This window comes from Streptomyces sp. KL116D (assembly GCF_030766975.1).
GTDB lineage: Bacteria > Actinomycetota > Actinomycetes > Streptomycetales > Streptomycetaceae > Streptomyces > Streptomyces longispororuber_A.
Window position 1 is genome coordinate 235,486 of the sequence record NZ_JASERH010000030.1, and the last position, 26,801, is coordinate 262,286.

Genomic DNA, 26,801 nt, shown 5'->3' on the forward strand with positions numbered 1-26,801 from the left:
TTCGTCTTCGTTCGCGGCGATCCCGTGGTGTGCCGGGTCACGGCCGCGACTCCCCGTCCCGCAGCGAGCTCTCGCTGTGGCCGATCCAGTCGAAGAACGGCCGGTCGGACAGCCAGGTGTCGCCGTGCCGCAGCAGACCCACCTCCCGCAGGTCGTTGCGCTGCGCGCGGGCCGCGTCCACCGGCAGCCGGCCCGGGTCCGCGAGCAGCGCGGCCCGCCCGGCCCGCCCGATCTCCGCCCAGCGCGCCCGGAAGTGGTGGTCCCACTCGACGAGTAGCCGCTGCTCCACCAGCTCGGCGAGCGCCCGGTCGTCGGTCAGCGGCCGCACCTCGTTGGCCTGGGCCGCGCGCACCACCGCGTCCCCGACGACCTGGAGGTAGAACGGCCAGGTGCCCACGAGGCCGAGGACCGCCCGGCCGGTCCGGTCGGGGGCGATGTTCACCCCGAGGTTCTCGGCGGTCCCGGTGAGGAACTTCAGCGCCGACTTGTCGTCCAGCGGGCCGAGGACCCGCGCGTTCACGTCGTTGCCGAAGCTCGACCCCGGCGCGGTCAGCGCCCAGTGCACGACCTGGTGCCAGTCCTTCTCGGTGCCGGTGTAGACGAGCCAGGCCCCGGCCTGCCCCAGATCCCGGAGCCAGGACACCACGCCCGGGTCGTAGTTGACGAGCCGGCCGATCTCGTCGAGCAGGAACGCCATCCGGTCCGAGCCCGACCGCTTGCGCACCTTGTCGATGAGGCGCTGGGCGGCGCCGGGCCCGGACAGCCGGCGGTCCAGGAGCCGGGCCAGCGCGTCGGGCGTGTCGATGCGGCCGCTGGAGGGCAGCACCACGATCGGCCGGACTGCCGTCGCGCCGTCCGCGCGCAGCCGCCGCCACAGCTCCTCCAGCACCCAGGTCTTGCCCGCCCGGCGCGGCCCGAGCAGCGCGACCGAGGCCCCGGTGGCGTGCCGGTCCCGCAGCCACGCCAGCTCCGCCTCCCGCCCCACCGGCCGGCCCTTGCCCGTGCCGACGTGGAACTGGTCGGCCACCAGCGGCAGGTCCTCGATCCGGAACGGGCGCTGGCTGCCCTGCCCCTGCGTCGTCTCCCGCTGACGGGCCTCCGCCGCGTACCGGGCGAGCGCGTCGGTCTGGCCCTGCCGGGTCGTCGGCCCCGGCAGCGTCGCGATCTGCAGCAGCCGCCCGCTCTCCGCGCTCAACGCCCGCCCCGCGGGCTGCACCTGAGGGATTCGCTGATGGGTGAGCCCGAGGCTGGCGTACCCGTCGGGGTCCGGCAGCCGCAGCACCAGGAGCCGCTCGGTGAGGGAGACGAGCCGCCGGGTGCTGAGGATCTGCGGACCGCCCGCGAGGACCGTGCACACGCCGACCTGCGGCCCGCCGCGCAGCACCGCGTACAGGTCCTCCACCGCCCGGCCGCCGTCGGTCGAGCCCATGCTGGTCAGGAACTCCTCCCAGCCGTCGAGGAGGACGAGGAGGTAGTGCATCCGGCGCGGTCCCGCCACGGCCTGCCGCTGGGCGCCGATGCCCGCGAAACCGCCGTGCGAGAGCACCTCCTGGCGCCTGCGCACGGTGGCGGTGAGCATGCCGAGCAGCCGCACCATGTGATCGGGCCTGCCGAGGTTCACGACGGCGCCGCAGTGCGGGAGTTCGGTGAGCGCCTGCAGCGCGCCGTCGCCGCAGTCGATCCCGTACACGTGGACGTCGGCCGTGCCGTGCTGACGGGCCGCCGCCGCGGCGAGCGTGCGCAGGAACTGCGAGCGGCCCGTGCGCGGCGCGCCCACGATCCGCAGGTTGCCGTCCCGCGCCAGGTCCAGGATCGCCGGGCGCTGCGTCTGCTCCTCGGGCGCGTCCTCCAGGCCGAACGCGAGCGGCGCCAGATCCCGGCCGCGGCCGGGCGGCTGGATGTCGGTGAGGGAGAGGACCTCCTTCAGCGGCGGCGGCAGCGGCGTGTGCGGGGCCGGGATGGCGAGCAGCGACGTCGCCTCGCACAGGGCGTCCACCAGGAGTTCGAGATCGGTGGTGCCGCCCGAGTCGGGTTCGGCGTGCAGCTTCAGCGGGGCCCGCCGCTGGGTGCCGTACGGGACGACGTCGTCGACGTCGACCGTCTCCCGCCCCACCGGCCGGTGCGGTGCGCCGACGCGGGCGCTCTGCACCAGCAGCGGGTCGGAGGTGCCGGTCCTGATCAGGGCGAGGCCGGGCGACGAGGCGCTCAGGTGCGCGGCGTCCGGCGCGTCGATGACGTCGAGGCTCTCCCCGGTGTCCATGAGCCGCAGCGCGATCCGCAGATTCGTCAGGGCGCGGATCTCCGGCCCGACGACGCCCGCCGGCCGCTGCGTGGCGTACACGAGGTGCACGCCGAGGGAGCGGCCCCGCCGGGCGATCTCCACGAGCCCCTGGAGGAAGCCGGGCTCCTCGGCGGCGAGCGAGGCGAACTCGTCGATGACGATGACGAGCCGGGGCAGCGGCCGCAGCGCGTCCTCCGGGCTCTCCGGCTCCTGGGAGCGCAGCTCCGCGTACTCGGCGATGTCCTTGGTGTGCGCCTCGAACAGCCGCCGCTCCCGGCGCCGCAGCTCGGCCCCGAGCCCGTCCAGCACCCGGTCCCCGAGACCCGCCCCCACGTCGTTGACGACGGCCACCGTGTGCGGCAGCCGCACCAGGCCGCGGAAGGCCGCGCCGCCCTTGTGGTCGACGAGCATGAACGTCATCTCGTCCGGCCGGTTCGCCACCGCGAGCGAGGCGATCCACGTGCACAGGAACTCCGTCTTGCCGGAACCGGTGGTGCCCGCGACCAGGGCGTGCGGCCCGTCCCTGAGCAGATCGAGGGCGACCGGGGTGGGCGTCGAGCGGCCGATGAGCACCTCGGTGCCGCGCGGCGACGCACCCCAGCGCGCCGCGATCTCCCGGGAGTCGGGGGTGCCGAGGCCCAGCAGGTCGAGCAGCCGGTGCGGCTGGGGGCGCAGCTCCTCGGCGGCCGCGTCCCGCAGCGGGGCGACGGCCCTGGCCATCTCGTCGAGCCAGCGGTCGGACACCTGGTCGGCGAGACCGGTGACGTCGGCACGGGCCCGCCGGGTGAGGGTGAAGCGGGTGCCGGCCGGGGACCCCGCCGCGGTCCGCAGCGCGAACTGCTCGACCTGGACGACGGCCGCGCACTCCGGCGGCAGCGAACGGCTGTCAGGCCCCAGACAGATGACGTACACCCCCGACGCGGGCCCCTCGCGCAGCAGTTGGGACACCCCGGGCAGCGAGGTGAGGGAGCGCGCCCCGTCCAGCACGAGCACCAGACTGCGGCGCACCCCGTCCGCGTACCGCACGGGACCGCGCTGCTGCCGGTCGCGGAGCGTGGCCAGCGCCTCGGCGATCTGCCGGTGGTGGCCCACGTTGTCGCAGCTGATGCGCGGCCGGCCGGCGCCGTCGTGGGCGCGCACGCCCGGCAGCCAGCGGGCGAACCGCCAGTCGGGGGCGCCGGACGGCGAGGTGAGGACCCGCAGGCCGACGTCGGCGGGGCTGTGCAGCAGCGCCACCTGCGCGACCAGCCAGGCACACAGCCGGCGGGCCGGCTGGGTGGGACCCGCGACGCCGAGGACGCCCGTGGCCGGCAGATCGAGGGCGACGGGCACGGGCGTGCCCACCGCGCCGGTGGAGCCGAGGCGCAGCAGCAGGTGGTCCTTGTCGCCGGTGCGGCGCTCCCACAGCCGGGCCGACTCGCCGAAGGCCCCGTTCATCAGCTCCGCCGGCCACGGCCGCAGGATCTCCGCGGCGGTCCTGACCGCACCGTCCCACCGGCTGCGGAACCACCGCAGGGACCGCCCCGAGCGGGCGGCGCGCACCCGCACCGGCGGCACGGTCACGGCCGGCAGTTCCGTGGCGCGGGTCCGCGGCGGCCTGCGGAACATCATGCAGCCGTCGCCGCCGGGCGTCAGGAGCTCCGGCGGCAGGGCGGTGAAGTCGGGCCCCGGCGACTTCACCGCCGGCGCGGGCCGGCCGAGCCACACCCGGCAGCCGTCCCGCAGCGGCGACTCGTCCAGCGGCCCGTCGTGCGGTTCGAGGACCGCCGAAGGCCCCGGCCCGCGCACCGAGAAGTACGCCACGTCGTCGAGCCCGCACAGCCGCCCCAGCGCGGCCACCACCGCGCGCACCGGAGTGTCCCCCGCGGCCTCCACCACCACGTCCCGCTCCGCGCCGTCCGGCGCGATCACCGTGAAGATCCGGCCCATGCCGCTCGCCCCCGTCCGTTCCCCCGACTCAGCGCCCCGCAGGCGGTAACCCCGCGGGCCCCGGCACCGTCGTCTGGTCCTTCAACTGCTGTTCGCTGGCCCTGAACTCGGTGAGCCAGTTCGCCGTCTCGCCCTCGACCTGGGTGTGCACGGCCGTCACCAGACCGCTGATCAGTTCCATCCGGCGCTCCAGGTCCTGCCGGTCAGGGCCGGCCGGACCGTCCGCGGCCGCGCCCGCGCACAGCAGCTCCTCGCGGGTCCACGCCAGCCGGAACTCGCTCAGTCTCGTCCGCAGCGCCTGCGCGGCCGCCATGTCCCGCATCCACGCGGCGGACAGCCCGAAGAAGTGGTCGAAGCCCTTGCACCCGGCGGCCAGCGCGAGCAGGACGTAGCCGAGCGCCTGCGGCGGGCCGCCGCTCATCGAGCTCGCCAGCGGCACGGCCGTCCCCGCGACGGCCAGCAGGATCGTCAGCCCGCGGATGAAGCGGGAGCCGCGCCGCTTGAGCCGCCGGTCCCGCAGGTACCAGTCGATCGCGTCCTCGGCCTCCTGCTCGGCCCACGCGCGGATCGCGACCAGCGCGTCACGCCTGGCCTGCGCCGTGCCCGACGCGATCGCCGGGAAGGGCCGGCTGCGCAGGTCACCCCGTGGGCGGCCGCGCCCGTCACCGCCCGTGTCACCGCTGATCCCCCGAAGCAGCATCAACACCACCTGGCCATAGGCGAGTTCACTCACTGTGAGCGTAGCCGGTCAGGCCGCTCCCTGTCCCCGCCGTGCACCCGGTCACGCCATCTGACGCCGCACCAGTTCGTGCAGCCGGCCGCCCGCGTCGGCCAGCAGTTCGGCCGGCGGGCCCTGCTGGACGACGCGCCCCTGCGACATGACGATCACCCGGTCCGCGTCGAGCACCGTCGACAGCCGGTGCGCGATGACGACCCGTGTGGCGTGCAGCGCCCGGGTGCTGTCGATCACGATGCGCTGCGTCTCGTTGTCGAGCGCACTCGTCGCCTCGTCGAAGAAGAGCAGCCGGGGCCGCCGGATCAGCGCCTGCGCGATCATCAGACGCTGACGCTGGCCGCCGGAGATCGCGCCGCCGCCCGAGATCATCGTGTGCAGGCCCATCGGCATCCGCTTGATGTCCTCGGCCAGCCCCGCCATCGCCGCCGCGGCCCACGCCTCCTCCTGCGTGAACGCCTCGGCGCCGCAGATGCAGTCCAGGATCGACCCGGTCAGCGGCTGGGCGTTCTGCAGCACGACCCCGCACTGCCGCCGCACCGCCGCCTGGTCGAGCGCCGAGAGGTCCTGACCGTCGTACAGGACACTGCCGCCGACCGGCGCGTCGAAGCCGATGAGCAGGCGCAGCAGCGTCGACTTGCCGCAGCCGCTCTCGCCGACCACGGCCACGAACTCGCCCGGCCGGATCGACAGCGACACGTCGTCGAGGACCAGCGGGCCGTCGTCCGCGTACCGGTACGACAGCCCGCGGGCCTCCAGCGCCCCGGTGAGCTCGCCCGGCTGGGTCGCGGCGCCGCGCACCTCGGGCTCCGCGTCGAGCACCGGCTTGATCTGCTCGTACATGGGCAGCACGGCCGCCGCCGAGATCAGCGCACCGGTCAGCTGGGTCACCGACGTCAGCAGCATCGTCACCGACGTGTTGAACGTCAGGAACGCCGCCGCCGACAGGCTGCCCCGGGCCGGGCCCGCCAGCAGCATGAACATCACCAGCGAACACAGCGGCAGATACACGGCGTTGAGCACCGTCGTCACGTTCTTGATGCGGCCCGCGCGCCGCTGCAGCTCCCGGCTCTGCGCGAACTCCTTCGCCCACGCCGCGTACGCGAAGCTCTCCGCGCCCGCCACCCGCAGCTTCGGCAACCCGCGCAGCGTCTGGAACGCCTGGTTGTTCAGCTTGTTGCCCAGCTTCACGAGCCGGCGCTGCCAGCGCAGTTCCCACAGCCCGAGCGTGAGGAACACGCCCGCCACGACCACCAGCATGCCGAGCGCCGCGAGCGCCAGGGGCACGCTGAAGAGGAGCAGCAGGGCCAGGTTCATCGCGCCGATCGTCGTCGACTGCACGACGACCGGGCCGACGCCCGACAGCAGCCGCCGGATCGCGCTGATGCCCATCGCGGCGCTCGCCAGCTCTCCCGTGGACCGCTCGGCGAAGAACCGGGTCGGCAGTCTCAGCAGCCGGTCCCACACGGCGGGCTGGAGCACGCTCTCCACCCGGCCCTCGACCCGCAGCACCGTCAGGTTCTGCAGCAGCATGAACACCGCCGACACCACGCTCGTGACGACGATCGCGAGGGACACCTGGGTGATGAGGTCCGTCTGCGCCTTCGGCACGAACGTGCCGAGCACCTGGCCCGTGGCGACCGGCACCAGCGCGCCGAGTCCCACGGTCACCAGACCCGCGAGCAGCAGCCGGCGCACGTCGCCGCCCATCCGCCGCATGCTGAACCGCATCAGCCGCCACGGGCTCAACTCGCCCTCGGGCAGCGGCCGGTAGAGCAGCACCGCCCGCTCCTCGAAGTCCTCCGCGGTGTCCTCGTCGATCCGGCTGCGCCGCTCGCGCGGCCCGCTCCCCGGGGTCACCGCCTCGTAGCCGCCGCGCCGCCACAGCAGCGCGACCGGCGCCCCGGACGCGGCCCGGAAGCCGACCAGCGGGCCCGTGTCCTGCCGCCACCAGTCGCCGGTGAGCCGCACCGGGCGGGTCCGGATCCGGGACGCCACCGCGATCTGCTCGACCGGGTCGATCCGGTCGCTGACCGCGCCGCCGCGGCCGGGCTCCACGAGCCGGATGCCGACGGCGTCCGCCACCACCTTGCAGGCCGCGTACGTCGCGTCGGCCCCGGCCTCCGCGCCGCGCGCGCCGCGTCTGCGGGGTGCGCCGATGGAGTCGAGCAGGGTCCGGTCGGCCTGCTCCCTGACGGCCTCGCCCGCCCGGATCCCGGCCGCCGCCCGGTCCTCGTGCGCGCTCTCCAGGCGTTCGATCCACCGGTCGAGCGTGGACAGCAGCCGGTACTGCTGGTTCACCATGCGCTGCCACAGGGCGGCGTCGACCAGCAGATCGGCCGCGGCGTCGGCGGCGAACGCGGCGCCGTACTGCACGCTGCCCGGGGAGAGCTGGGGCCACAGCACGTCGTCGTCACCGACGAGGCCGGGGTCGTGCGCGTCGACCGTGCGCCCGTCCAGCGGCGCCTCGAAGAGCACGCGCTGGCCACGCCCGACGCCGAGCGCGAACGCCTCCTCCAGCAGGCTCCACGCCATGTCGTAGCCGCCGCCGTACGCCCCCTGGTCGGGCGTCGGGGTGTACGGCAGTTCGCGCAGCGCGATGCGGCGCACCGCGCAACCGGCCAACGGCCGCCCCACCAGGGTGTGTTGCGTGCCCTCGACGGGGCCGAGCAGCAGCGTGCCCGGCTCCAGGCGGCCCAGGAAGTGCCAGTGCCCCTGCTCGTACGCGTCCACGGCGAACAGGTCGAGCGCGCCGTCCACGACGAGCCACAGCACGTGCGGCCCCTCCAGTGGCAGGCTGCGCAGGCCCGTGCAGTCGACGGGCGTGCCGAGGCCGCCGAACGCGGCCACCACCTGGTCGGACGCGGACGCCGAAGGGAACTCGGCCTGTGTGTAGGTCACTTCAGTGCTCCCTCACCAGTTCGGCATAGGCGCCGCCCGCCGCGACCAGGCGCTCGTGCCGGCCGCGCTCGACGACCTGCCCGTGGTCGAGGACCACGATCTCGTCGCTGTCGCGCACCGTGCTCAGCCGGTGCGCGATGACCACGCACGCGCAGCCGCGGCGCCGGATGTTGTCCATGACGGTCTGCTCGGTCTCCGCGTCCAGCGCGCTGGTCACCTCGTCGAGGACGAGGATGCTGGGGCGGCGCACCAACGCCCGTGCGATCTCCAGGCGTTGGCGCTGCCCGCCGGAGAAGTTCCGCCCGTCCTGCTCGACCCGGCCGTGGATGCCGCCGGGCCGCCGCGCCACCACGTCGTACAGGCTCGCGTCGCGCAGCGCGTCGGTGACCGCGTCGTCGCTGATCGAGGGGTCCCACAGTGCGACGTTGTCGCGGACCGTGCCCTCGAAGAGGAAGACGTCCTGGTCGACGAAGGACACCGACGCCGCGAGCGCGCCGCGCGGGATGTCGTCCAGCCGCGTCCCGTCGATCCGGATGACGCCCTCCCACGGCGCGTACAGGCCCGAGATCAGCCGGGACACCGTCGACTTGCCGCTGCCCGAACCGCCGACGAGCGCCACCTGTTGGCCCGGCCCGACCGTCAGGGAGAAGCCGGTCAGCAGGGGCTTGTCGAGCGGGCTGTAGCCGAAGGTGATCTCCGACAGCTCGACGTGCCCCTTCAGCCGGCGCGTGCTCTGCACCTGCTCGGGGCGCGCGTACAGCGTGTCGACGGGGAAGTTCTCCACGTCCTTGAGCCGGGCCACGTCGGCGGCGAAGTCCTGGATGCGGCCCGCGACCCCGTTCAGTCGCGTGATCGGCGCGGTGAAGCGGGTGACGAGCGCCTGGAACGCGACCAGGAGACCCACCGACAGATGGCCCTCGACGGCCCGCAGCCCGCCGATCCAGAGGATCAGCGCGCTGTTCAGCGTCGCGAGCGTCGGCGCGACGACGCCCAGCCAGGCACTCGGCACACCGAGCCGCTGCTGCTCCTCCAGGGTGGTCGCGTGCTGCCCCGCCCACCGCCGGAAGTACCCGTTCTCCCCGCCGGTGGCCTTCATCGTCTCGATCAACTGAAGCCCGGTGTACGCGGTGTTGGTGAGCCGCGCCGTGTCCGCCCGCAGCTTCTGCGTCCGGGTCGCGCGCAGCCGCACGACGACCCGCATCGCCACCACGTTGAGCAGCGCGATGCCGACGCCGACCATCGTCAGCTGCGGGTCGTACGTCCACAGCAGCGCCGCGTACAGGAGGACCACGATGCCGTCGACCCCGGCCGCGGTCAGATCGCGGGCCAGGGTCTCGGACACCGCGTCGTTCGACTGGAGCCGCTGCACCAGGTCGGCCGGACTGCGCTGCGCGAAGAACGTGACGGGCAGCCGCAGCAGATGCCCGAAGAAGCGGGCGCTGCTCAGCGTCGAGGAGATGATGCGGCCGCGCAGCAGGTTCGCCTGTTGCAGCCAGGTCAGGGCGCCGGTCAGCGCGACCATCGCACCCATCGACGCGAACAGCGCCCCCAGCAGGGAGGTCTGATCACCTATCAGGAACAGGTCGATGTACGTGCGGCTGAGCGCGGGCACCGCGGCGCCCACCGCGACGAGCAGCAGGCTCGCCAGGAGCGCGGCCAGCATGGTGCCGGTCGTACCGCGCAGCCGCCCGGGCATCGCCTTCAGGACGCCCGGCCGCCGCCCGCCGGTCCGGAAGTTCTCCCCCGGCTCCAGGACGAGCACGACCCCGGTGAAGCTGGTGTCGAAGTCCTCCGCCGGTACGAACCGGCGGCCCTTGTCCGGGTCGTTGATGTGCACGCCGCGCCGGCCGAAGCGGCGGCCGGGGCCGTCGTAGACGACGTAGTGGTTGAACTCCCAGAACAGGATCGCCGGGCCCTGCACGTCGGCGAGCGCGGCCGGTTCCATCTGCATGCCCTTGGCGGTCATGCCGTAACTGCGGGCCGCCTTCAGGAGGTTGCTCGCCCGCGAGCCGTCGCGCGAGACGCCGCAGGCGATGCGCAGCTCCTCCAGCGGGACGTGCCGGCCGTGGTGCGCGAGGACCATCGCCAGAGCGGCGGCGCCGCACTCGACGGCCTCCATCTGGAGCACCGTGGGCGTGCGGACCTTCCCGCGCCGCTTGGGCGGCGGGGGAGCGGGCCGGGCCCGCCGGCGTCCACCGTGTCCCGCGGGCGGCAGTGAGGTCGTGGTCACGGCAGCAGCCAATCGATCGGGCGCTGCTCGGCGAGGTGCACGGCGCCGGAGGTGAGGGTCATGGACGTGAGGGCGTAGGGCGGGCCGCCGTCCGACGACCAGGCGTAACCGGATCTGCTCGCGGACGACTTGGTGAGCTCCACGAGCACCGGGACCCGCGTCCCGCCCTTGGTCAACTGCCCGGCCAGCTCGCTGTCGCCGAGGAAGTCGGCGACCTGCCGCCGCGTCTGCGGGCTGCGGCCGACCGCCTTCACCCTGCCGCGCAGCACCCCGTACTGCTGGGCCGCCGGCACGGTCAGGTCGACGGCGGCGTCGGCGGGCATGTTCGCCGCGCCGGTCGCGGGCACGTACAGCATCGCCAGGAGCGGGTCGCCGGCCGAGCCGGTCTTCTCCAGCGTCGCCACGTCCGAGCCGGTCGTGACGACCGAACCGATCCGTGCGACGAGCGCCGTGACCCGGCCCGCGTCGATGGCGCGCACCGCCCGGTCACCCTGCTCCGTACGGACCTTGAGCAGCGGCGCGTCCTTGCGGACCCGCTGCCCCTCCTTCACGTACACGCCGGTGACCTGTCCCGTGACGGGGGTCTGGAGCACGTAACTGCCCTGGCCGTACGTGAGGATGCCGGCCGCGTCGAGCGTCGAGGACACCGAGCCGGTCACCGCCCACACGCAGGACGCCGCCATCACGACGACGGTGACGGCGAGGGCGAGCAGCCCCTGCGGCCGCGCGAGCCGCACCGGGAGGTCGAGCTCCTCCGGCGACTGCAGCTTGGACAGGGCCTGTTGGCGGAACTGCACGCGGTCTTTCCCTTACGTTGCCGAAACCGGGCCACCCGACCGGGCCCGGACGCGCCCGTAGGCCCCGGAACCCGTCAGGGTCCCGAGGCCCGGGGTTCGCCGCCACGTCAGGTGAGCGGCGGAACGATCCGTCGGATCCGGCTCAGAGGCCGGCGACCAGACCGGTGGCCAGGCCCGTCACGGCGCCCGTGTTCACGCCGGTCAGGCCCTCGACCGTGCCGGTGAGGCCGGTGACGACGCCCGAGACCGGGGCGATGCCGTCGACGGTGGCCGTGGCCTGGCCGACGAGGCCGCCGACGAGACCGCCGGAGACGTTGTCGAGCTCGGCGTCGGAAATCTCGAGGGTCTCAACCTGGGGGGTGTTGTTCATGATGTGAGCTGCCCTTCTCATGGGTATTTCGATAAACGCGGAACGCGTCGGACATCGGTGGATCCGAAATCCGGTGATGTTCTGCGGTGCGCAGGATCAAAGCACGCCGACGCATCGCACAGCCAATCGGAAGGTCCCCGGTCAGGGGGGATGTGCGAGGTCAATTCCCAGGAGGTGCAGGCCTGTTCACGGGGCCGTGGCAGCTCCTTCACAATCTTCACGGAGGGAAATGTGAACGGGTTGTGTCCGCATTCGCCAAAGGGGACACTCGCGCATCAATGGGTTCCGTTGCCTGGACTGTGCAATGGATTTTCATGAACCGACGTGACTGCCCTGCGCAATCGCTGTGCAGGTTTCTGGCACACGACCGCCGCAGCCGTGAGCACCGCCGGCGGCACGAACCCCCACGGCGCCGCGGCCCGCCACAGCGCGACGGCCGCCGCGGCCGCGCCGACCACCGCGAACAGCCGCCCCGCCACCCACCACTGACCGGCCCCGCGCGCCGATCCGTCGACGGTTCCGGTCACCAGCGTGGTGAGGGTCCCGGTGAAGTAGGTGGTGGGCGCGGCACCCGTCCCCGCCGCGACCATCGCCGCGGACTGCCCGCCCATCGCCACCGCGGCCACGACCAGCAGCACGTCGCGCCACGCCCCGGACGGCTCCCCGCCCAGCACACCGCCCGTGACCGCGACGAAGCCGAGCAGCACGGTCTGCGCCGCCAGACACCCCACGACCCGCCCCGGCCAGACGCCGCGCCCGTCGTCCCGACGCACCCCCCGGCACACGAGAGCGGCGAGCGCCGCCCCGACGGCGTACCCGCCGAGCGCGAGGAGGGGAGCACCCACGTCGTTCCAGAACCCCCGCCCCGCGGAGATCCCCAGCAGCACGAGGTTCCCGGTCATGACCCCGGCGAACACGGTGCCCAGCGCGGTGAACGCGAGCGCGTCCACGGCACCGGACGCCCCGGCGAGCAGCAGCAGGGAGATCTGGGCGCGTCTGTTCATGGGTCCGACGGTAGGCGGGGGGAGGGGGTGGGGCGGGGTGACGCGCGTGGTGACGCGCGTGGGGGTGGACCGGAGTGATCACCCGTACCGGTCGTCACAGACGCCCCACGAACACCGTGCGCACCGTCAACGTGCCCTGGTAGCAAAGGGCGGTGAGTGGAGACGAGCGAGCGCGGACTCGAGCCGCGTGCCGAGATGGTCGCCCTCCTGAAGAAGATCCTGCCGCACGAGCGCGGTTTCCCGGACCGGGCTGGGCCGCGGCCGGCACCGACCCGCTGCCGGCCGAGCTCGCCCGCGGCGGACCGGCAGCGCTCGTGCCGCCCCCGAGGAGGTCCCGATCAGGTGGCCGGGGCGTGATGGGCGGCCTCGTCGACTGGGATCACGACGGGGCCGGCCGCCTCGAATGCGCGGACGGTGCGGGAGGCGCTGCTCGCCACCGGGAACCGCGCGCCGCACGGATCCTGGGGGGATCAGGGGTGGCACGCCCGTCACAAAGGTGGGGCGGTCGGGGGGGCGAACAGCAATAAGCAAGGGCCCTGGAGGGAAGGGCTGGTACCGAGGAGCACCACCGAACCAGGAAACGATGTGTCGTCGACGGCGAGTCCCGGGACAACCGAACACACTGATGCTGGGAAGGCTGACACGACCATGGACCTCAAGACTCCCGAGCACCGCTTCGTCCGGAGCGGTCAGCCGAAGATCATGGGATGTGTTCCGCCCAAGAATCCCAACTTCACGGGACGCGAGATCCTCCTGGAAGCGGTCGAGGAGCAGTTGCGGCGGAAGGAGACGGCCGCCGTCCTGCCGCACGCGCTGCACGGCATGGGCGGTGTCGGCAAGTCGCAGATCGCGATCGAGTACGTGTACCGGCACAGCACCGAGTACAACGTGATCTGGTGGGTCCCCTCGGAACGCGAGTCCCTGATCCTCGCCTCCCTCGCCGAACTGGCCGGCCGCCTCGGCCTGGACACCGGCCCGCAGGCCAACATTGCGGTGCCGGCGGTTCGGGAAGCGCTGCGTTCCGGAAAGCCGTACGAGAACTGGCTGTTGATCTTTGACAGCGCGGAGGACATCGACGCAGTCCGCTCGTACTTCCCCAGCGGTGGCCCCGGCAAGATCATCGTGACCTCGCGCAACCGGGACTGGGAGCGGGTCGCCACGCCGCTCGGCGTCGACGTCTTCGAACGCGAGGAATCCATCGCCCTGCTCCAGCGCCGGGCCGCCGACCTCGGTTCCGAGGACGCCTTCAGGCTGGCCGAGGCTCTCGGTGACCTGCCTCTCGCCATCGAGCAGGCCGGAGCCTGGCACGCCGCTACCGGCATGCCCGTCGCGGAACACCTCGAACTTCTTGCCCGGCGCCGTCCGGAGATCCTCGACCTCGACCCGAGTCCGGACTATCCGGTCCCGGTGGTGGCAGCGTGGAACCTCTCGCTCGACCGGCTGGCGGAGAACCACCCCGCCGCCCGGCAACTCCTGGAGATCTGCTCCCTGATGGCGCCCGAGCCGATTCCGCTCAACCTGCTGCGCGGCGGCCGGAACGTCGAGATCAGCCCCGAACTCGACTCGGTCCTGCGCGACCCGGTGCTGCTCGCCCGCGCCACCCGCGAGCTCAGCAGGTTCTCGCTGATCCGCCTCGACCACAGGCGCGGCACGCTCCAGATGCACCGACTGCTGCAGAACGTGCTGGCGACCGGTCTCGACGAGTCCGCCGAGGCCAGGATGCGCAAGGCCGCCCACCAACTCCTCGCGGCGGCCAAGCCGGGCGAGGGCGCCTCACCCGAACTGTGGCCGGACTACCAGGTGCTGCTGCCGCACGTGCAGGCGTCGGGCGCGGTCCGCAGCTCCGACCCGTGGGTGCGCGACTTCATCCACGACGTCGTGTACTTCCTCTATTACTGGGGTGCTCACGAGACGTCGATGAGCATGGCCAGGGAAGCCTGGACGGCCTGGCAGGCCCAGTCGGGCGACGACGACATCTTGGTGATCCGGATGGCCAAGTCCCTGGCGTTCATGCTGTGCCAGTTCGGCAGCCTGGAAGAGGCGATGCGGCTCAACGAGACGGCGCTCGAGCGCTCCCGTGCCGGGCACGTGCCGGACGAGGAACTCGTCGATTCCATGTGGCAGATGGCGATCGCCCAGCGCTACCGGGGCGACTTCGGCGAGGCCCGCGCCCTCGACGAGGAGGCGGTGGCGATGGCCCGTCGGCTCTTCGGCCCGGACGCCCCGGAGACCCTGCACGCCGCACACAGCCTTGGCATCTCCCTGCGGTGCTGTGGCGCGTTCCCCGAGGCGCGCGCCCTCGACGAGGAGACGGCCCGCCAGTTCGACCAGCTCTACGGCCCCACGAACGGTCTGACCCTCGACTCGCTCAACGGCCTGGCGATCGGCATCCGGGAGTCCGGCGACTACCGCGGAGCGCACATCCTCCAAGAATCCACGTACGAGATGTACGTGAGCAGCTTCGGCCCGGACAACCCCGCCACGAACAAGGCCGCCCGCGAACTCGCCGTGTGCCGCCGCCGGGCCGGCGCCTTCGCCGAGGCGCGCGAGCTGACCGAGGACACGCTGGTCCGGTTCACCGAGCGGTACGGGACGGAGTACGGCGAAACGCTGGCCACCCAGATGAACGCCGTGGTCGACCGGCGCATCACCGGCGACCTGGCACGGTCGCGCGAACTGGGCGAGGAAAACGTGGCGCGCTAACGCACCGTGTTCGGCGAGAACCACGCGAGCACGCTGAGTTCCCTGGTCAACCTGGCGGCCACGTTGCGTGCCCTGGGCGACGTCGATGCCGCGGAGCGACACGACGTCGAGGCCGTCGAGCGGTTCACGGCGACGGTGGGAGAGCGGCACCCGTTCACGCTGACCGCGCGCCTGGGCCGGGCCAACGACCACTATGCGCAACTCGAGTTCGCGGCGGCGCGTGACGTCGACGAGGTCGTACTGCCGCTGCTGACCGAGGTGGCGGGTCCTGAGCACCCGCTCACGCTGGCCTGCACCGCCAACCTCGCTCTGGACCTGCGAGGCCTCGACGAGACAGCGCGGGCCGACCCGTTGCAGGCTGATGCGGTCGAGGGCCTCACACGGGTCCTGGGCGCCAAGCACCCCTGGCGCGTGGCGGCGCAGCTGCTCCAGCGGATCGAGTTCGACATCGCTCCGCTGCCGCTGTGACGGCAGGCTGATTCCGGGGTGCCGCGGGACCCGGTGATCGTGCCCGGAGCGTACGCCGAGCACTGGGAGGACGCACGGGCGGGGCTGCTCCTCGCGCCGGGCGACGCGGCCGGGATCAGCCGGATGGTGGCCTGGCTCGCGGGCCAGGAGCCCGCGGACCGCGACGGCAGAGTGGCGTAGTCGCCGTCCCGGCCCCGCCGGTGCCGTGTCACGAACTGTTCATACGGCACCCGGAATTCGGCGGCCCGCCGCGCCGGTTCTCCCGTTCATGACTGTGGGAGTGACACTCGACACGACCGGTACCGACCTCACCCTCGACGACGCCGTCCGGCAGGCCCGCGAGGCCCGGGCGTCCGGACTGGCGTCCCTCTGGTTCGGCCAGACCTTCGGCCACGACGCGCCGACGGTCGCGGCCGTCATCGGCCGCGACGTTCCCGGGATCCAGCTGGGCACCGCCGCGCTGCCCGTCTTCGGCCGGCATCCGCTGCTCGTCTCCAGCCAGGCGCAGACCGTGCAGGCGGCCACCGGCGGCCGGTTCCACCTGGGGCTCGCCGTCGGCACGAAGCTGATCAGCGAGGGCGGACTCGGCATCCCCTTCGAGCGGCCGGTGGCCCGGCTGCGCGAGTTCCTCACCGTGCTGCGGCAACTGCTGGAGACCGGCGAGGCCGACTTCGAGGGCGAGCTGATCACCGCCCGGACGCCGTGGCCCGCCCGGGTGCCGGGCGCCGCACCGACCGTGCCCGTCCACGTCGCCGCCATGGGCCCGCAGGCGCTGCGCGTCAGCGGACGCCTCGCCGACGGGATCCTGCCCTACCTCGCGGGACCGCGCGCCCTGGAGGAGCACATCGTGCCCGAGCTGCACCGGGCCGCCGAGGAGGCGGGACGACCCGCGCCGCGCGTCGTCGCGTTCGTCCCCGGCGTCGTCACGCCGGACCCGGAACCGCTGCGCGCCAGGCTCTACGAGGACCTCGCGTTCTACGAGCAGATCCCGTCCTACGCGCGCGTCATCGAGCAGTCGGGACACCGGCGCGCGGCCGACCTCGCCGTCGTCGGCGACGAGAAGGACCTCGCCGACGCGGTCCGCCGCTACCGCGACGCGGGCGCCACCGACGTGGTGGTGTCGGGCACCGAGATCGCCGGGGACGACGCCCGGTTGCGGACCTGGGAGGTGCTCGGCGAACTCGCCTGACCGCAGGGGCGTCCTTTGACTAGGCTGTGAGCCGGTGATGCGGCAGGCCACCCCTGTCGAAGCGCTTCGACGAAGTTATGGACAGGTGCCCGTCCGGCGCCATAGGGTCGGGATTCCGAACGGCCAACGGCAGTCCGCCCCCCGTCGAAGCGCTTCGCGATCGAGGCATTTCGTCCCTTCGTCCCGGCTCAGGAGAACGACATGGTCACGCTCGCAGAGGTCGCCCGGCACGCCGGAGTCTCCGCCAGCACCGTGAGTTACGTCCTCAGCGGCAAGCGGTCCATCTCCGCGGCCACCCGTGAGCGCGTCGAGAACAGCGTCCGCCAGCTCGGGTACCACCCGAACGCGGGCGCGCGGGCGCTGGCCAGCAGCAAGTCGAACATCATCGCGCTGATGGTGCCGCTGCGCACCGACATGTACGTGCCGGTGATGATGGAGATAGCGATGGCCGTCGCCACCGCCGCCCGCACGCACGGCTACGACATCCTGCTGCTCACCGGCGAGGAGGGCGCCCAGGCGGTGCGCCGCATAGAGGGCAGCGCGCTCGCCGACGCCATGATCCTGATGGACGTCGAACTCGACGACGAGCGGCTGCCGTTGCTGCGCACCGCGTCCCGGCCCGCCGTCCTGATCGGACTGCCCGCCGACACCACCGGGCTGAACTGCGTGGACCTCGACTTCGCCGCCGCGGGCGCGCTCTGCGCCCAGCACCTCGCCGACCTCGGGCACCGCGAGGTCGCCGTCATCGGTGAGGCCGCCGCCGTGTACGAGCGGCGCACCGGGTTCGCCGAGCGGACCCTGACGGGCCTGCGCGAGCGCAGCAACGAGCTGGGCCTGCGACTGCTGCACCGTCCGTGCGAGGGCTCGTACGCCTCCGTGTCGGCAACGTTGTCCCGGATCTTCGACGAGCGCCCCGGCACCTCCGCGTTCGTGGTCCAGAACGAGGCGGCGACCGATCCGCTGCTCGCTCTGCTGCGCCAGTCGGGCCGCGCCGTCCCCGAGGACGTGTCGGTCGTCGCCGTCTGCCCCGACCAGGTCGCCGCGCACGCCTCCGTACCGCTCACCTCGGTCGCGGTGCCCGCCCAGGAGATGGGCCGACGCGCCGTCGAGCAGGTCATCGCGAAGATCGAGGGACGCGGCTCGGACGAGGAAGTCGTGCTGCTCGCACCGGAGTTGACGGTCCGCGAAAGCGCGGCCCAGGCGCCCGCCGGCGTCTGAGCCGCGCGTCCTCAGGCGCGCCGGCCGCTAGCTGCTGGAGACCTTGAAGCTGTTGGTCCGGAAGTCCAGGCCGCCGGACGACGAGGTGATCTCGTAGCCGAACTGGACGTCACCGATGGTCTCATCGCCCCACCAGCCCTTGGTGTCCTTGATCCACTTCAGGATCGGCAGGATGTTCACCGTGCCGGACGTCGAGTCCGACGTGCGCAGGAACGAATACACCTCGTTGGCGCCGTTGTTGCCCTTGTACACGGTCCAGGTGTGGCCGCCGAGGGTGAGGTTGCCCTGCGAGGTGCCGAGCGGGCCGACCGCGCCGTTGTAGTTCACCCAGAGCATGACCTCGTGGTCGTAGTCGCTGTCCCAGATGTCGTACGACGTGTTGTACGCGCCCGACGACGGCACCGTCACGTTGTAGCTGCTGGTGAGCGAGGTCAGTGAACTGAGCTTCTTGTTCACGACCTTCTTCGCGTTCGGGTAGGACTTGATGCCGCCCGTGTTCGGGTGATCGGCCCGGACGCCCCAGTTCGACGAGGAGTTGGCCCAGATCGTCTGGGCGCCCGCGCCGGAGCCCCAGATGTTGTTGTAGAGGATGTAGCCGTCCGACGTGGTGTAGTTGCCCCACTGGTCGGACGAGGACCAGACGGCCGCCTGTGCGGGGGCGGCGGCGAGGGCGAGTGCGGCGCCCGCCGCGAGGGTGGCGCCGAGGAAGGTGCGGCGTCGCGTCGACCGTACTGAAGGTGCCATGGTGTCCCTTTCCATGGTCGGTGGGGGGTACGGGGGAACTACCGCGTGCTCAGGGTGAGTTCGCGGTCCTCGCCGGCGGTCAGGCGCAGTCGCCCGTCACCGCCGGCCGGGGTCTGGAGGGAGACGTGCGCGTCGCGGTCCGGGCGCACGACGGCCGTGCAGCTGCCGCCGCCCCAGGTGAGGTCGACGCGCGCGCCGAACCGGGTGCGCAGTCCGCGCACCGTGCCCCGCCGCCAGTCGGCCGGCAGCGCGGGCAGCAGCACGAGCCGGTCCTCGGTCGACTGGAGGAGCACCTCGGTGAGCAGCGCGGGCAGGGTGTGGGCGGCGTCCGCGTTGTAGACGTCGCGGCCCGGGTAGTGCGCGCTCATGAGGGAGCGGTGGAAGTAGTCGCCGGTCAGCACCCGGCGCAGCGCCTGCCCGACGCTGGGTGCGTCGCGCAGTCGGGCCGCGATCAGCGCGTGGTGGAGGTGGCCGTGCGCGGAGTGGTTCTCGGCGCCGCGCAGCTCCAGCGCCCGGTGGGCCGCCTTCGCGAGGCCGGGGGTGTCGTACGGATTGATCTCGTGGTGCGGCCACACCGCGTACAGATGGCTCAGGTGCCGGTGGTCGTAGCGGTCGTCGAGGTCCGGCCACGCCCACTCGGCGAGCGCCCCGTCCGCGTTGACCCGGTGGTCCGGCAGCCGGTCGGCCAGCGCGGACCAGCGGATGCCGTCGGGGCCCGGGTGCCAGGCCGCCGCGGTGCGCAGGGCGTGCCGGGCCGCGGTGATGTCCATCGCGGCGTTGAGGGTGCCCCAGCCCGCGTTCCCCGGCCGGTTCTCCGGGGAGTACGACGGCACGATCACCAGCCGGCCGTCGGGCCCGGTCCGGGTCAGGAAGTCCTCGTAGAACAGGGCGAGTTCGGCGAGTGCGGCGGCCAGCCAGGCCGGTCGTTCGCCGGTGGTCGCGGCCTGCTCCAGCAGCGGGGTGAGCAGCCAGTCGGCGCCCGCCGTCCACAGGTGCATCGGCCAGGCGCGCTGGAAGTGGTACGCGTGCCCGGACTCGCCGTCGGTGTGCGCGGGCGCCACGATGCCGCGGGCGCCGAAGACGTCCCGCGCGTTGTCCCGCCAGTCCGCCAACTGACCCTGGACCAGGGCGCCCAGGGCTTCCGTGACCTCCGGCAGGGCGCAGGTCGCGGCCGACGCGGTCTGCAGGTTGAGGTTGGCGTCGGTGGTGAACGCGCCGGACCACGCGGTGTCCCACTCCGCGGTCCACAGGCCGGTCAGCCGGGGCGGCAGCGCGCCCGACGCGCTGAGCAGGTGGTAGCGGCCCGCCGCGAACAGCCGCTCCAGGAGGGCCTGGCTGCGCGGTCGGCTCAGCAACTCGGTGCCCGTCAGGCCGCGTTCGGGCCGGGGTGCGTCCAGGTCGAAGGCGACCCGCTCGTACGCGGCCCGGTGCTCGGCCTCGTGCCGGGCGAGCAGCTCCCGGTAGGTGTCGGCGGCCCGGTCCCCGCCGTCGCCGGCACGGTCTCCGACACCGGCACGGGCAGCATCTCCGGCTCCGGCTCCGGTGCGGTCTCCGGCACCGGCACCGGCACCACCCCCGGTACCGGCACCGGCACCACCTCCGGCACCGGCACCTGTACGCGCCAACAGGCGTGCCAAGTTCGCGACCTCGGTGCCCGCGTCCAGCTCACCGAGGTGCCGGCGCACCCGGGTCAGGAGCAGCAGCCCGGCCGCGTCCGCCACCCGCAGCCCGGTGGTGCCCACCGAGGCGCGGCCGCCGTGCAGCACCGCGAGGGTCACCCCGGTGTACGCCAGATCGCTGTCCGGATAGCGGCAGCGCAGCGTCAACTGGGCGCCCTGCGGGGTGAGGACGACGCTGCGGCCGACCCCGAGCCCGCCCGGCACCCCGGCCAGCCGGTGGTCGAGGGACAGCTCGCCGTCGAGCCCGGGACCGGTGACGTACTGCACGACGACGTCGTCCGCACGCGACACGAACACCCGTGAGCGCCAGCCGCCGCACTGCGCCTCGGCCACCCCCGTCGCGAAGTCGACCGCCCGCCGGTAGCCGCGCCACACGATGCCGTCCCGGACGAACCGCACCTGGAAGGCGGGATGGAAGGCCCGCACCCACTGCAACGGCCTGCCGTCCGTGAACCGGTCGGCCGCCGTCACGTCGCCCGCGAGCAGCTGGTCCTGCAGCGTGGCGAGCCGGGCGGCGAGGGCGGGCGGTCCCGGATGCGGTCCGTCCGGGCGGACCAGCGCATGATGGGTGACGACCACCCGATCGTCGTGCGGGTCACCGAACGTGAGGGCACCGTGCCGGCCGTTGCCGCTCAGGAAGCCGTCCTCCCAGCGGGTGGCCGGCGTCGTCTCCCAGGTGCCGTGCGGGTGTTCGGGCAGCACCGCGTCACCGCTCCCCGTGACCGGCCGGGGCGAGCACCGCGACGCCGAAGCGGCCCAGGGTCACGGAATCGGACCGCGGCTCGCCCGTCAGCAGATCGCGGAAGGCGCCGGCCGGCAGGCCGACCGTCACCTCGCCCGCGCCGTGGTGCAGCAGGAACAGCAGCTCGCCACGGCGTACGGCCTCCACTCCTGCGGGGAGGCCGGACAGCGGAGGCCGTACGCCCGCCTCGGCGGCCGCGCCCGCGAGCAGCGAGCGCAGGGCCGGGGGCCCGGGGAGCGTGGAGAGGTAGTGGGCGCGGCCGCGGCGCAGCGCGGCGGGCAGTCCGTCGAGTTCGCCGCCGCGGTACACCGCGGTCACCTCGGCGTCCTCGGCCGCGGTGAGTTCCTCCGACCACAGGGTGCCGGTGAACTCCCCGCAGTCCACGGTCTCCTGGGGATCGAGCGGCCACCACTCGTGCAGGGTGCGGATGCCGAACAGCTCGCGCAGCCGGGGGTCCATGCCGCCCGGGCGCACCCGGTCGTCGGGGTCCGCGACGCCGGTGAAGAACCCGCACACCAGGGTCCCGCCGCCGCGCGCGTACGCCAGGAGGTTCTCGATCGCCGCGTCCGTGAGCAGGTACAGCTGCGGCACGACCACCATCGCGTACGCTGACAGGTCGTGCTCGGGATGGGCGAAATCGGTGGTGAGGTGGGCCTCCCACAGGGCCCGGTGCCAGGCCCGCACCACGTCCTCGTAGCCGACCTCCGTCGACGGCCTGGCCTCCTGGCTCCCCGCCCACCAGGAGTGCCAGTCGTGCAGGACGGCGACCTCGGCCGTCAGTCGACTGCCCGTCACCTCTGGTCCCAGTGCGGCGAGTTCGGCGCCGATCTGCTTCACCTCGGCGAACGACCGGCCGTCCGGGCCGGCGTGGCCGAGCATCCCCGAGTGGAACTTCTCCGCGCCCTGCCGGGACTGGCGCCACTGGAAGTAGCAGACGGCGTCGGCGCCGCGCGCCACGGACTGCAGCGACCACAGCCGGTTCAGACCGCGCGGCTTGGGGCGGTTGACGTCCCGCCAGTTCACCGCGCCCGCCGCCTGTTCCATCACCATCCACGGGCCGCGGGCCTGGCTGCGGGTCAGGTCGGCGATCATCGCGTTGTACTGGCCGCCCAGCGGGTCCCGCGGGTCCGGATAGATGTCGACCGAGACGACGTCCTCCTGCCCGGCCCACGCCCAGCCGTCCTGGCCGATCCAGAACGGCATGAAGTTCGTGGTGACCGGGACGTGGCCGGGGGAGTGCCGGCGCACGATGTCCCGCTCGGCGACGTAGCACTCCAGGAGCGCGTCCGAGGTGAAGCGGCGGAAGTCGAGGAGCTGGGCCGGGTTGCGCAGGTACTGGGCGCGGCGCGGCGGGATCACGTCGTCCCACGTGTCGGCGTGCTGGCTCCAGAAGGCCGTGCCCCAGGCCGAGTTGAGCGCGTCCAGCGTCCCGTACCGGGCGCGCAGCCAACTGCGGAAGGCGCGGGCCGCCTCGTCGCCGTGGTCGAAGGTGCAGTACTCGTTGTTGACGTGCCACATGCGCAGGGCCGGGTGGTGGCCGTAGCGCCGGGCGAGGTCCTCGGTGATCGCGGCGGCGTAGCGCCGGTAGGCGCTGCTGGAGTGCGCGAAGTGCTGGCGGGAGCCCCACCACACGGTCCGCCCGTCCTCGTCGCGGGGCAGCGTCTCCGGGTGCAGCCGGCCCAGCCACGGCGGCGGCGACGCGGTCGGCGTGGCGAGCACGACGCCGATGCCGTGTGCGTGCAGCAGGTCCATCAGCCGGTCCAGCCACCCGAACTCCCTTACCCCCGGCCTTGGTTCGAGCCGCGCCCAGGAGAAGACGCCGAGCGTCACCGAGGTGACGCCCGCCTCCTTCATCAGCCGGACGTCCTCGGCCCACACCTCCTCGGGCCACTGCTCGGGGTTGTAGTCGCCGCCGAAGAGGAGGCGGCCGTCGGGGGCGATCATGGTGCGGCTCCGATGGGGATCACGTACGGGGAGGTGGGGCCCACCGCGCCCGGTCCGAGGGAGCGACACCGGGAGCGGCGGGAGTGTCGGGTGAGCGGCACCGTCAGCCCTTGACGGCGCCGGTCAGCATGCCCTTCTTGAAGTGGCGCTGGACGAAGGGGGAGGCGATCGCGACGGGGATCAGCGCGAGCACCATCACCGCCATCTGGAGGCCCAGCGTGGAGAGCTGACCGGTGCGGACCGCCTGCTGGAGGCCGGTCGGCGCCTCGGTGTTCTTCTGGACGAGCTGGATCAGCACGTTCTGCAGCGGCATCATCTGCTGGTCGCTCAGATAGATGGAGGCGTTGAACCAGGCGCTCCAGTACCCGACCGCGTAGAACAGGGAGATCACGGCGAGCACCGCCCGGGACAGCGGCATGATGATCGTCAGCAGGATCCGCAGATCGCTCGCCCCGTCGATCCGGGCGGACTCCGTGAGCTCGGGGGAGATCCCCATGAAGAACCCGCGCAGCACCAGGATGTTGAAGACGCTCACCGCGCTCGGCAGGATCAGCGACAGATAGGTGTCCGTCAGACCCAGCGACTGCACCAGCAGATACGTCGGGATGAGACCCGCCCCGAAGAACATCGTCGCCATCAGCGCCATCAGCAGGAACCGGTGACCGAGGCTGCCGGGACGCGACAGGCCGTACGCCGCGAGCACCGACACCGCCATCGAGAAGACGGTGCCGACGAGCGTGACGCCCAGCGAGACGAGGATCGCCCGGCTGACCTGGCCGCCGCTGAGCAGCTCCGTGTAGTTGACGAACGTGATGCCCTCGGGGAGCACGACGAGTCCGCCGGCCCGGTCGATCACCGGCTTCGGGGAGAGGCTGGTGACGATCACGATCCACAGCGGGGCGAGCACGCCCAGGCAGCACAGGACGAGGAAGCCGCTCTTGGCGGACAGTCCCGCCCGGCTCGGCGCCTCCTCCCACACCGGTCGCGCGGGGGCCTTCAGGCTGCGGATCAACTGCGTGTTGAGACTCACTTCTTGTACACCCCCTGCTCGCCGAGCAGATGGGCGAACTTGTTGGCGGCGAGGACGAGGCAGACGCCGATGGCGCCCTTGACCAGGCCGACCGCGGCCGCGTAGCTGAAGTCCCCGTTCATGATGCCGACGTTCCACACATAGGTGTCGAGGACTTCGCTGGCCCCCACGCCGACCGCGTCGCGCTGCAGCAGGAACTGCTCGAAGCCGACGCTCAGCGCGTCGCCGACCCGCAGCACGAGCAGCAGCGCGATCACCGGGCGCAGCGCCGGCAGCGTCACGTGCCACATCCGGCGCCAGCGGCCCGCGCCGTCCATGGCCGCTGCCTCGTACAGGTCGGTGGAGACGGCGGCGAGCGCGGCGAGGAAGACGATGATCCCCCAGCCGGCGTCCTTCCACACGGACTGCGCGGTGACCAGGAACTTGAACAGATCGGCGTTCGTCATCAGGTCGAAGCCGCTCCAGCCGTGGTCCTCCAGGGTCTGCGTGATGATGCCCGCGCCGCCGAAGACCTGCTGGAACACGGTGACCACGAGCACCCACGAGAAGAAGTGCGGCAGATACATGATCGCCTGCGCCACGGCCCGCACCCGGGGCCTGATCACGCTGTTGATGAGCAGCGCGAGCGCGATGGGGATCGGGAAGAACAGCACCAGCTGGAGCAGGAACAGGGTGATGGTGTTCTTCACCGCGCTCCAGAACAGCGGGTCGTCCACCATCCGTGAGAACTGCTCCACGCCGAGCCACGGACTGTGGAAGATCGCCGTGATGCCGTTGCTCGACGCGTACGGGTCGTAGTCCTGGAAGGCGACGACGTTGCCGAGCAGCGGGATGTAGTTGAAGAGCACGAGCAGCCCGATGGCGGGCAGCGTCATCAGGATGAGCGCGCGGTCGCGGCGCAGCCGGACCCGCCAGGGGACCTTGTGCGCCGCGCCCTTGTGGGGAGCCGCCTTCGGGACGAGGGCGGCTGTCGGTTCCTCGACGGCCGCCGCGGGACGCGTCCCGTCCGGCCGGCTCCCGGCCGTGAGAGACATCAGTTGCCGCTGCCGTTCTTGTCGATGAGCTTCTTGTACCAGTCGCGCAGCTTGTCGCCGCCGGAGGACTTCCAGGTGGAGAGGGCCTGCTGCACGTCGGACAGCTTCTTGTTGCCGCGCACGAAGTCGATCTCGAGCTGCTCGAACTGGCTGGCCAGGTTCGCGTAGCGGGTCGGCTCGACGATGTTCATGCCGTACGTCGACGTCTTCTTCATGAAGGCGCCCATCCGCTGCTCCCACTCGACCTGCTTGCGGGCGACGTCCGGGTAGTCCGGGTGCGCGAAGTAGGGGGCGGGGGCGGACAGCATCACCCAGGCGTTGATGACCTCCTGGTTGCCCTGGTCCGTCTTGACCGGGACGCCGGACTTGACTTCGTAGTGGGTGCCCTCGACGCCGTAGTTCACCATCATGTGTTCCTTGGTGCCGTACGGGGCCGCTGCGAAGTTCGCCGCCGCGAGCGCGTTCTCGACCGTCGTCTTCGAGGCGCCCTTGCGGATCAGCGACCAGATGGTGGCGGGCTGGCTCGCCCACAGCTTCGGGTCGCCGCCGTCGGCGCCGAACAGGTCCATGGCCTCCATCACGAAGTCCGGGTTGGACTTGGCCTGTTCGGCCGTCTTCCCGTACCAGGCGGACATGTCGTTGTTGTACATGAGGATCTGGCCCGCACCGAACCGCTGCCCCGCGTCGCCGGAGCGCGCCTTGTCGTCCGGGTGCACGACGCCCGCGGCGAACAGCTTGCGGGTCCACTCCAGGGCTTCGAGGTACTCCGGCTCCTCGTGCCGGTACGTCAGCTTGCCGTCGTCGCCGATGTGCCAGCCGAGGGTGCCCGAGGGGCGGACGCCGAAGATGTTGAAGGCGGTCCACGACATGTCGCCGCAGGCGTACACCTTGGCCTTGGCGCTGGTCGCCTCCTTGGCCCAACTCAGGTACTCGTCAGGCGACTTCGGGACCTCGTAGCCCTTCTTGTCGAAGATGTCCTTGCGGTAGTACGGCGGGTTGAAGGTCGCGGCCGCGGACGGCATCGGGATGCCGCGCAGCGCGCCGCCGAAGATGCCCATCTTCCAGGAGTCCGAGGGGATGGCCGCGAGGTTCGGGTACTTCTTGACCTTGTCGCCCGCGAGGTGCGGGCCGAGGTCCATGAACTTCGCGGTGACCGCGTTGGAGATCTTGCCGACCAGCTCCCAGCTCGGCACGACCACCATGTCCGGTATGGAGCTGGAGGCGAGGACGGCGCCGAGCTTCTGGCCGTAGGTGTTGCCGTCCTGGTTCTGCCAGGTGATCTTGGTGCCGGCCGCCTTGTCCAGCGCCGTGTAGTACGTGCAGTCGGGCTTCGGCGGGCTGCCCCAGAACGGCGACATGACCTTGAGCGGGGCGCCGGTGCCCAGCGGCTTGGCGACCGAGGCGACGAGCGCCGAGAGCTCGACCTTGCTGGTGTAGCCGGCCGCGGAGCCGTTCTTCGACGCGATGTCGGGGTCGGCGTACTTGCTGGCGACGAACGTCGGCAGCAACTTGTCGGCGGCCTTCCCGGAGGTGGTGCCCTCCCGGTCCGTGTTCTCCGACCCGCCGCAGGCGGTGAGCAGCGGCACGCCGCCGGCCACCGCCGCGGCGGCCACGGCGGTCGAGGCGAGGAAACTTCTCCGGCTGGGAGCGGAGGCGGAGGGCGAGTTCGGCGTCATTGCGGTAACCCTTCGGGGAACGCGTCGCGCATTTGTCGAAGCGCTTCGATGTTGCAGCGAGGTTAAGGGAGCGCTTCCACGCTCACAAGACCGGTGCACGGAATTCCTGAACGCGTGATCTCTGCCGCC

General features: G+C 72.5%; 18 protein-coding genes. 5 read left to right on the forward strand and 13 right to left on the reverse strand.

Annotation, left to right across the window (positions count from 1 at the left end):
* Positions 1–37: 37 nt before the first annotated feature.
* The 7 genes from RBJ77_RS11265 to RBJ77_RS11295 form a co-directional block, all read right to left on the reverse strand.
* Positions 38–4,210 carry an FtsK/SpoIIIE domain-containing protein gene (locus tag RBJ77_RS11265; RefSeq protein WP_372344868.1) on the reverse strand — a complete coding sequence of 1,391 codons (4,173 nt, stop codon included), beginning with the start codon at positions 4,208–4,210 and terminating at the stop codon, positions 38–40.
* Between the two features lie 28 nt (positions 4,211–4,238).
* Positions 4,239–4,910 carry an SLATT domain-containing protein gene (locus RBJ77_RS11270; protein ID WP_372344869.1) on the reverse strand — a complete coding sequence of 224 codons (672 nt, stop codon included), beginning with the start codon at positions 4,908–4,910 and terminating at the stop codon, positions 4,239–4,241.
* 81 nt (positions 4,911–4,991) lie between these two features.
* Positions 4,992–7,844, reverse strand: a complete 2,853-nt coding sequence (locus tag RBJ77_RS11275; RefSeq protein WP_372344870.1) for an NHLP bacteriocin export ABC transporter permease/ATPase subunit — start codon at positions 7,842–7,844, stop codon at positions 4,992–4,994.
* 1 nt (position 7,845) lies between these two features.
* Positions 7,846–10,074 (reverse strand): NHLP family bacteriocin export ABC transporter peptidase/permease/ATPase subunit, encoded by a 2,229-nt coding sequence (locus RBJ77_RS11280; RefSeq protein WP_372344871.1) that lies wholly within the window; start codon positions 10,072–10,074, stop codon positions 7,846–7,848.
* Complete coding sequence (locus RBJ77_RS11285; RefSeq protein WP_372344872.1) at positions 10,071–10,871, reverse strand: DUF2118 domain-containing protein; 801 nt, start codon at positions 10,869–10,871, stop codon at positions 10,071–10,073. The genes RBJ77_RS11280 and RBJ77_RS11285 overlap by 4 nt, the downstream gene beginning before the upstream one ends.
* A gap of 142 nt (positions 10,872–11,013) precedes the next feature.
* Positions 11,014–11,241: a type A2 lantipeptide gene (locus tag RBJ77_RS11290; protein WP_255977152.1), complete on the reverse strand. Its 228-nt coding sequence runs from the start codon at positions 11,239–11,241 to the stop codon at positions 11,014–11,016.
* Between the two features lie 275 nt (positions 11,242–11,516).
* Positions 11,517–12,245, reverse strand: a complete 729-nt coding sequence (locus RBJ77_RS11295; RefSeq protein WP_372344873.1) for a YoaK family protein — start codon at positions 12,243–12,245, stop codon at positions 11,517–11,519.
* 648 nt (positions 12,246–12,893) lie between these two features.
* Between RBJ77_RS11295 and fxsT the strand changes: the two genes are divergently transcribed.
* From fxsT to RBJ77_RS11320, 5 genes are all read left to right on the forward strand, one after another.
* Positions 12,894–14,948, forward strand: a complete 2,055-nt coding sequence (gene fxsT, locus RBJ77_RS11300; protein ID WP_372344874.1) for an FxSxx-COOH system tetratricopeptide repeat protein — start codon at positions 12,894–12,896, stop codon at positions 14,946–14,948.
* A 6-nt stretch (positions 14,949–14,954) separates the two neighbouring features.
* Positions 14,955–15,416: a tetratricopeptide repeat protein gene (locus RBJ77_RS11305; protein ID WP_372344875.1), complete on the forward strand. Its 462-nt coding sequence runs from the start codon at positions 14,955–14,957 to the stop codon at positions 15,414–15,416.
* 33 nt (positions 15,417–15,449) lie between these two features.
* Entirely contained in the window at positions 15,450–15,596 is a 147-nt protein-coding gene (locus RBJ77_RS11310; RefSeq protein ID WP_372344876.1) for a hypothetical protein, read from the forward strand.
* A gap of 88 nt (positions 15,597–15,684) precedes the next feature.
* Entirely contained in the window at positions 15,685–16,605 is a 921-nt protein-coding gene (locus tag RBJ77_RS11315) for an LLM class F420-dependent oxidoreductase (protein ID WP_372344877.1), read from the forward strand.
* Positions 16,606–16,806: 201 nt separating this feature from the next.
* Positions 16,807–17,823 carry a LacI family DNA-binding transcriptional regulator gene (locus RBJ77_RS11320; RefSeq protein ID WP_255976436.1) on the forward strand — a complete coding sequence of 339 codons (1,017 nt, stop codon included), beginning with the start codon at positions 16,807–16,809 and terminating at the stop codon, positions 17,821–17,823.
* 27 nt (positions 17,824–17,850) lie between these two features.
* On the opposite strand, the gene RBJ77_RS11325 is transcribed toward RBJ77_RS11320, so the two are convergent.
* From RBJ77_RS11325 to RBJ77_RS11350, 6 genes are all read right to left on the reverse strand, one after another.
* Entirely contained in the window at positions 17,851–18,567 is a 717-nt protein-coding gene (locus RBJ77_RS11325; RefSeq protein ID WP_372344878.1) for a hypothetical protein, read from the reverse strand.
* A 38-nt stretch (positions 18,568–18,605) separates the two neighbouring features.
* Positions 18,606–20,945, reverse strand: a complete 2,340-nt coding sequence (locus RBJ77_RS11330) for a glycoside hydrolase N-terminal domain-containing protein (protein ID WP_372344936.1) — start codon at positions 20,943–20,945, stop codon at positions 18,606–18,608.
* A gap of 7 nt (positions 20,946–20,952) precedes the next feature.
* Entirely contained in the window at positions 20,953–22,932 is a 1,980-nt protein-coding gene (locus RBJ77_RS11335; RefSeq protein ID WP_372344879.1) for a beta-galactosidase, read from the reverse strand.
* A 103-nt stretch (positions 22,933–23,035) separates the two neighbouring features.
* Complete coding sequence (locus RBJ77_RS11340) at positions 23,036–23,962, reverse strand: carbohydrate ABC transporter permease (RefSeq protein WP_372344880.1); 927 nt, start codon at positions 23,960–23,962, stop codon at positions 23,036–23,038.
* Positions 23,959–24,996: an ABC transporter permease gene (locus RBJ77_RS11345; protein WP_372344881.1), complete on the reverse strand. Its 1,038-nt coding sequence runs from the start codon at positions 24,994–24,996 to the stop codon at positions 23,959–23,961. The genes RBJ77_RS11340 and RBJ77_RS11345 overlap by 4 nt, the downstream gene beginning before the upstream one ends.
* Positions 24,996–26,672, reverse strand: a complete 1,677-nt coding sequence (locus RBJ77_RS11350; RefSeq protein WP_372344882.1) for an extracellular solute-binding protein — start codon at positions 26,670–26,672, stop codon at positions 24,996–24,998. The genes RBJ77_RS11345 and RBJ77_RS11350 overlap by 1 nt, the downstream gene beginning before the upstream one ends.
* Between the last annotated feature and the right edge of the window lie 129 nt (positions 26,673–26,801).

Bases quoted from the DNA above. Each gene is read 5' to 3' on its own strand.
- RBJ77_RS11295 (WP_372344873.1), bottom strand. From the start codon at position 12,245: ATGAACAGACGCGCCCAGATCTCCCTGCTGCTGCTCGCCGGGGCGTCC.
- RBJ77_RS11350 (WP_372344882.1), bottom strand. From the start codon at position 26,672: ATGACGCCGAACTCGCCCTCCGCCTCCGCTCCCAGCCGGAGAAGTTTC.
- RBJ77_RS11320 (WP_255976436.1), top strand. From the start codon at position 16,807: ATGGTCACGCTCGCAGAGGTCGCCCGGCACGCCGGAGTCTCCGCCAGC.
- RBJ77_RS11270 (WP_372344869.1), bottom strand. From the start codon at position 4,910: ATGCTGCTTCGGGGGATCAGCGGTGACACGGGCGGTGACGGGCGCGGC.
- fxsT (WP_372344874.1), top strand. From the start codon at position 12,894: ATGGACCTCAAGACTCCCGAGCACCGCTTCGTCCGGAGCGGTCAGCCG.
- RBJ77_RS11290 (WP_255977152.1), bottom strand. From the start codon at position 11,241: ATGAACAACACCCCCCAGGTTGAGACCCTCGAGATTTCCGACGCCGAG.
- RBJ77_RS11265 (WP_372344868.1), bottom strand. From the start codon at position 4,210: ATGGGCCGGATCTTCACGGTGATCGCGCCGGACGGCGCGGAGCGGGAC.
- RBJ77_RS11315 (WP_372344877.1), top strand. From the start codon at position 15,685: ATGACTGTGGGAGTGACACTCGACACGACCGGTACCGACCTCACCCTC.
- RBJ77_RS11325 (WP_372344878.1), bottom strand. From the start codon at position 18,567: ATGGCACCTTCAGTACGGTCGACGCGACGCCGCACCTTCCTCGGCGCC.
- RBJ77_RS11335 (WP_372344879.1), bottom strand. From the start codon at position 22,932: ATGATCGCCCCCGACGGCCGCCTCCTCTTCGGCGGCGACTACAACCCC.
- RBJ77_RS11345 (WP_372344881.1), bottom strand. From the start codon at position 24,996: ATGTCTCTCACGGCCGGGAGCCGGCCGGACGGGACGCGTCCCGCGGCG.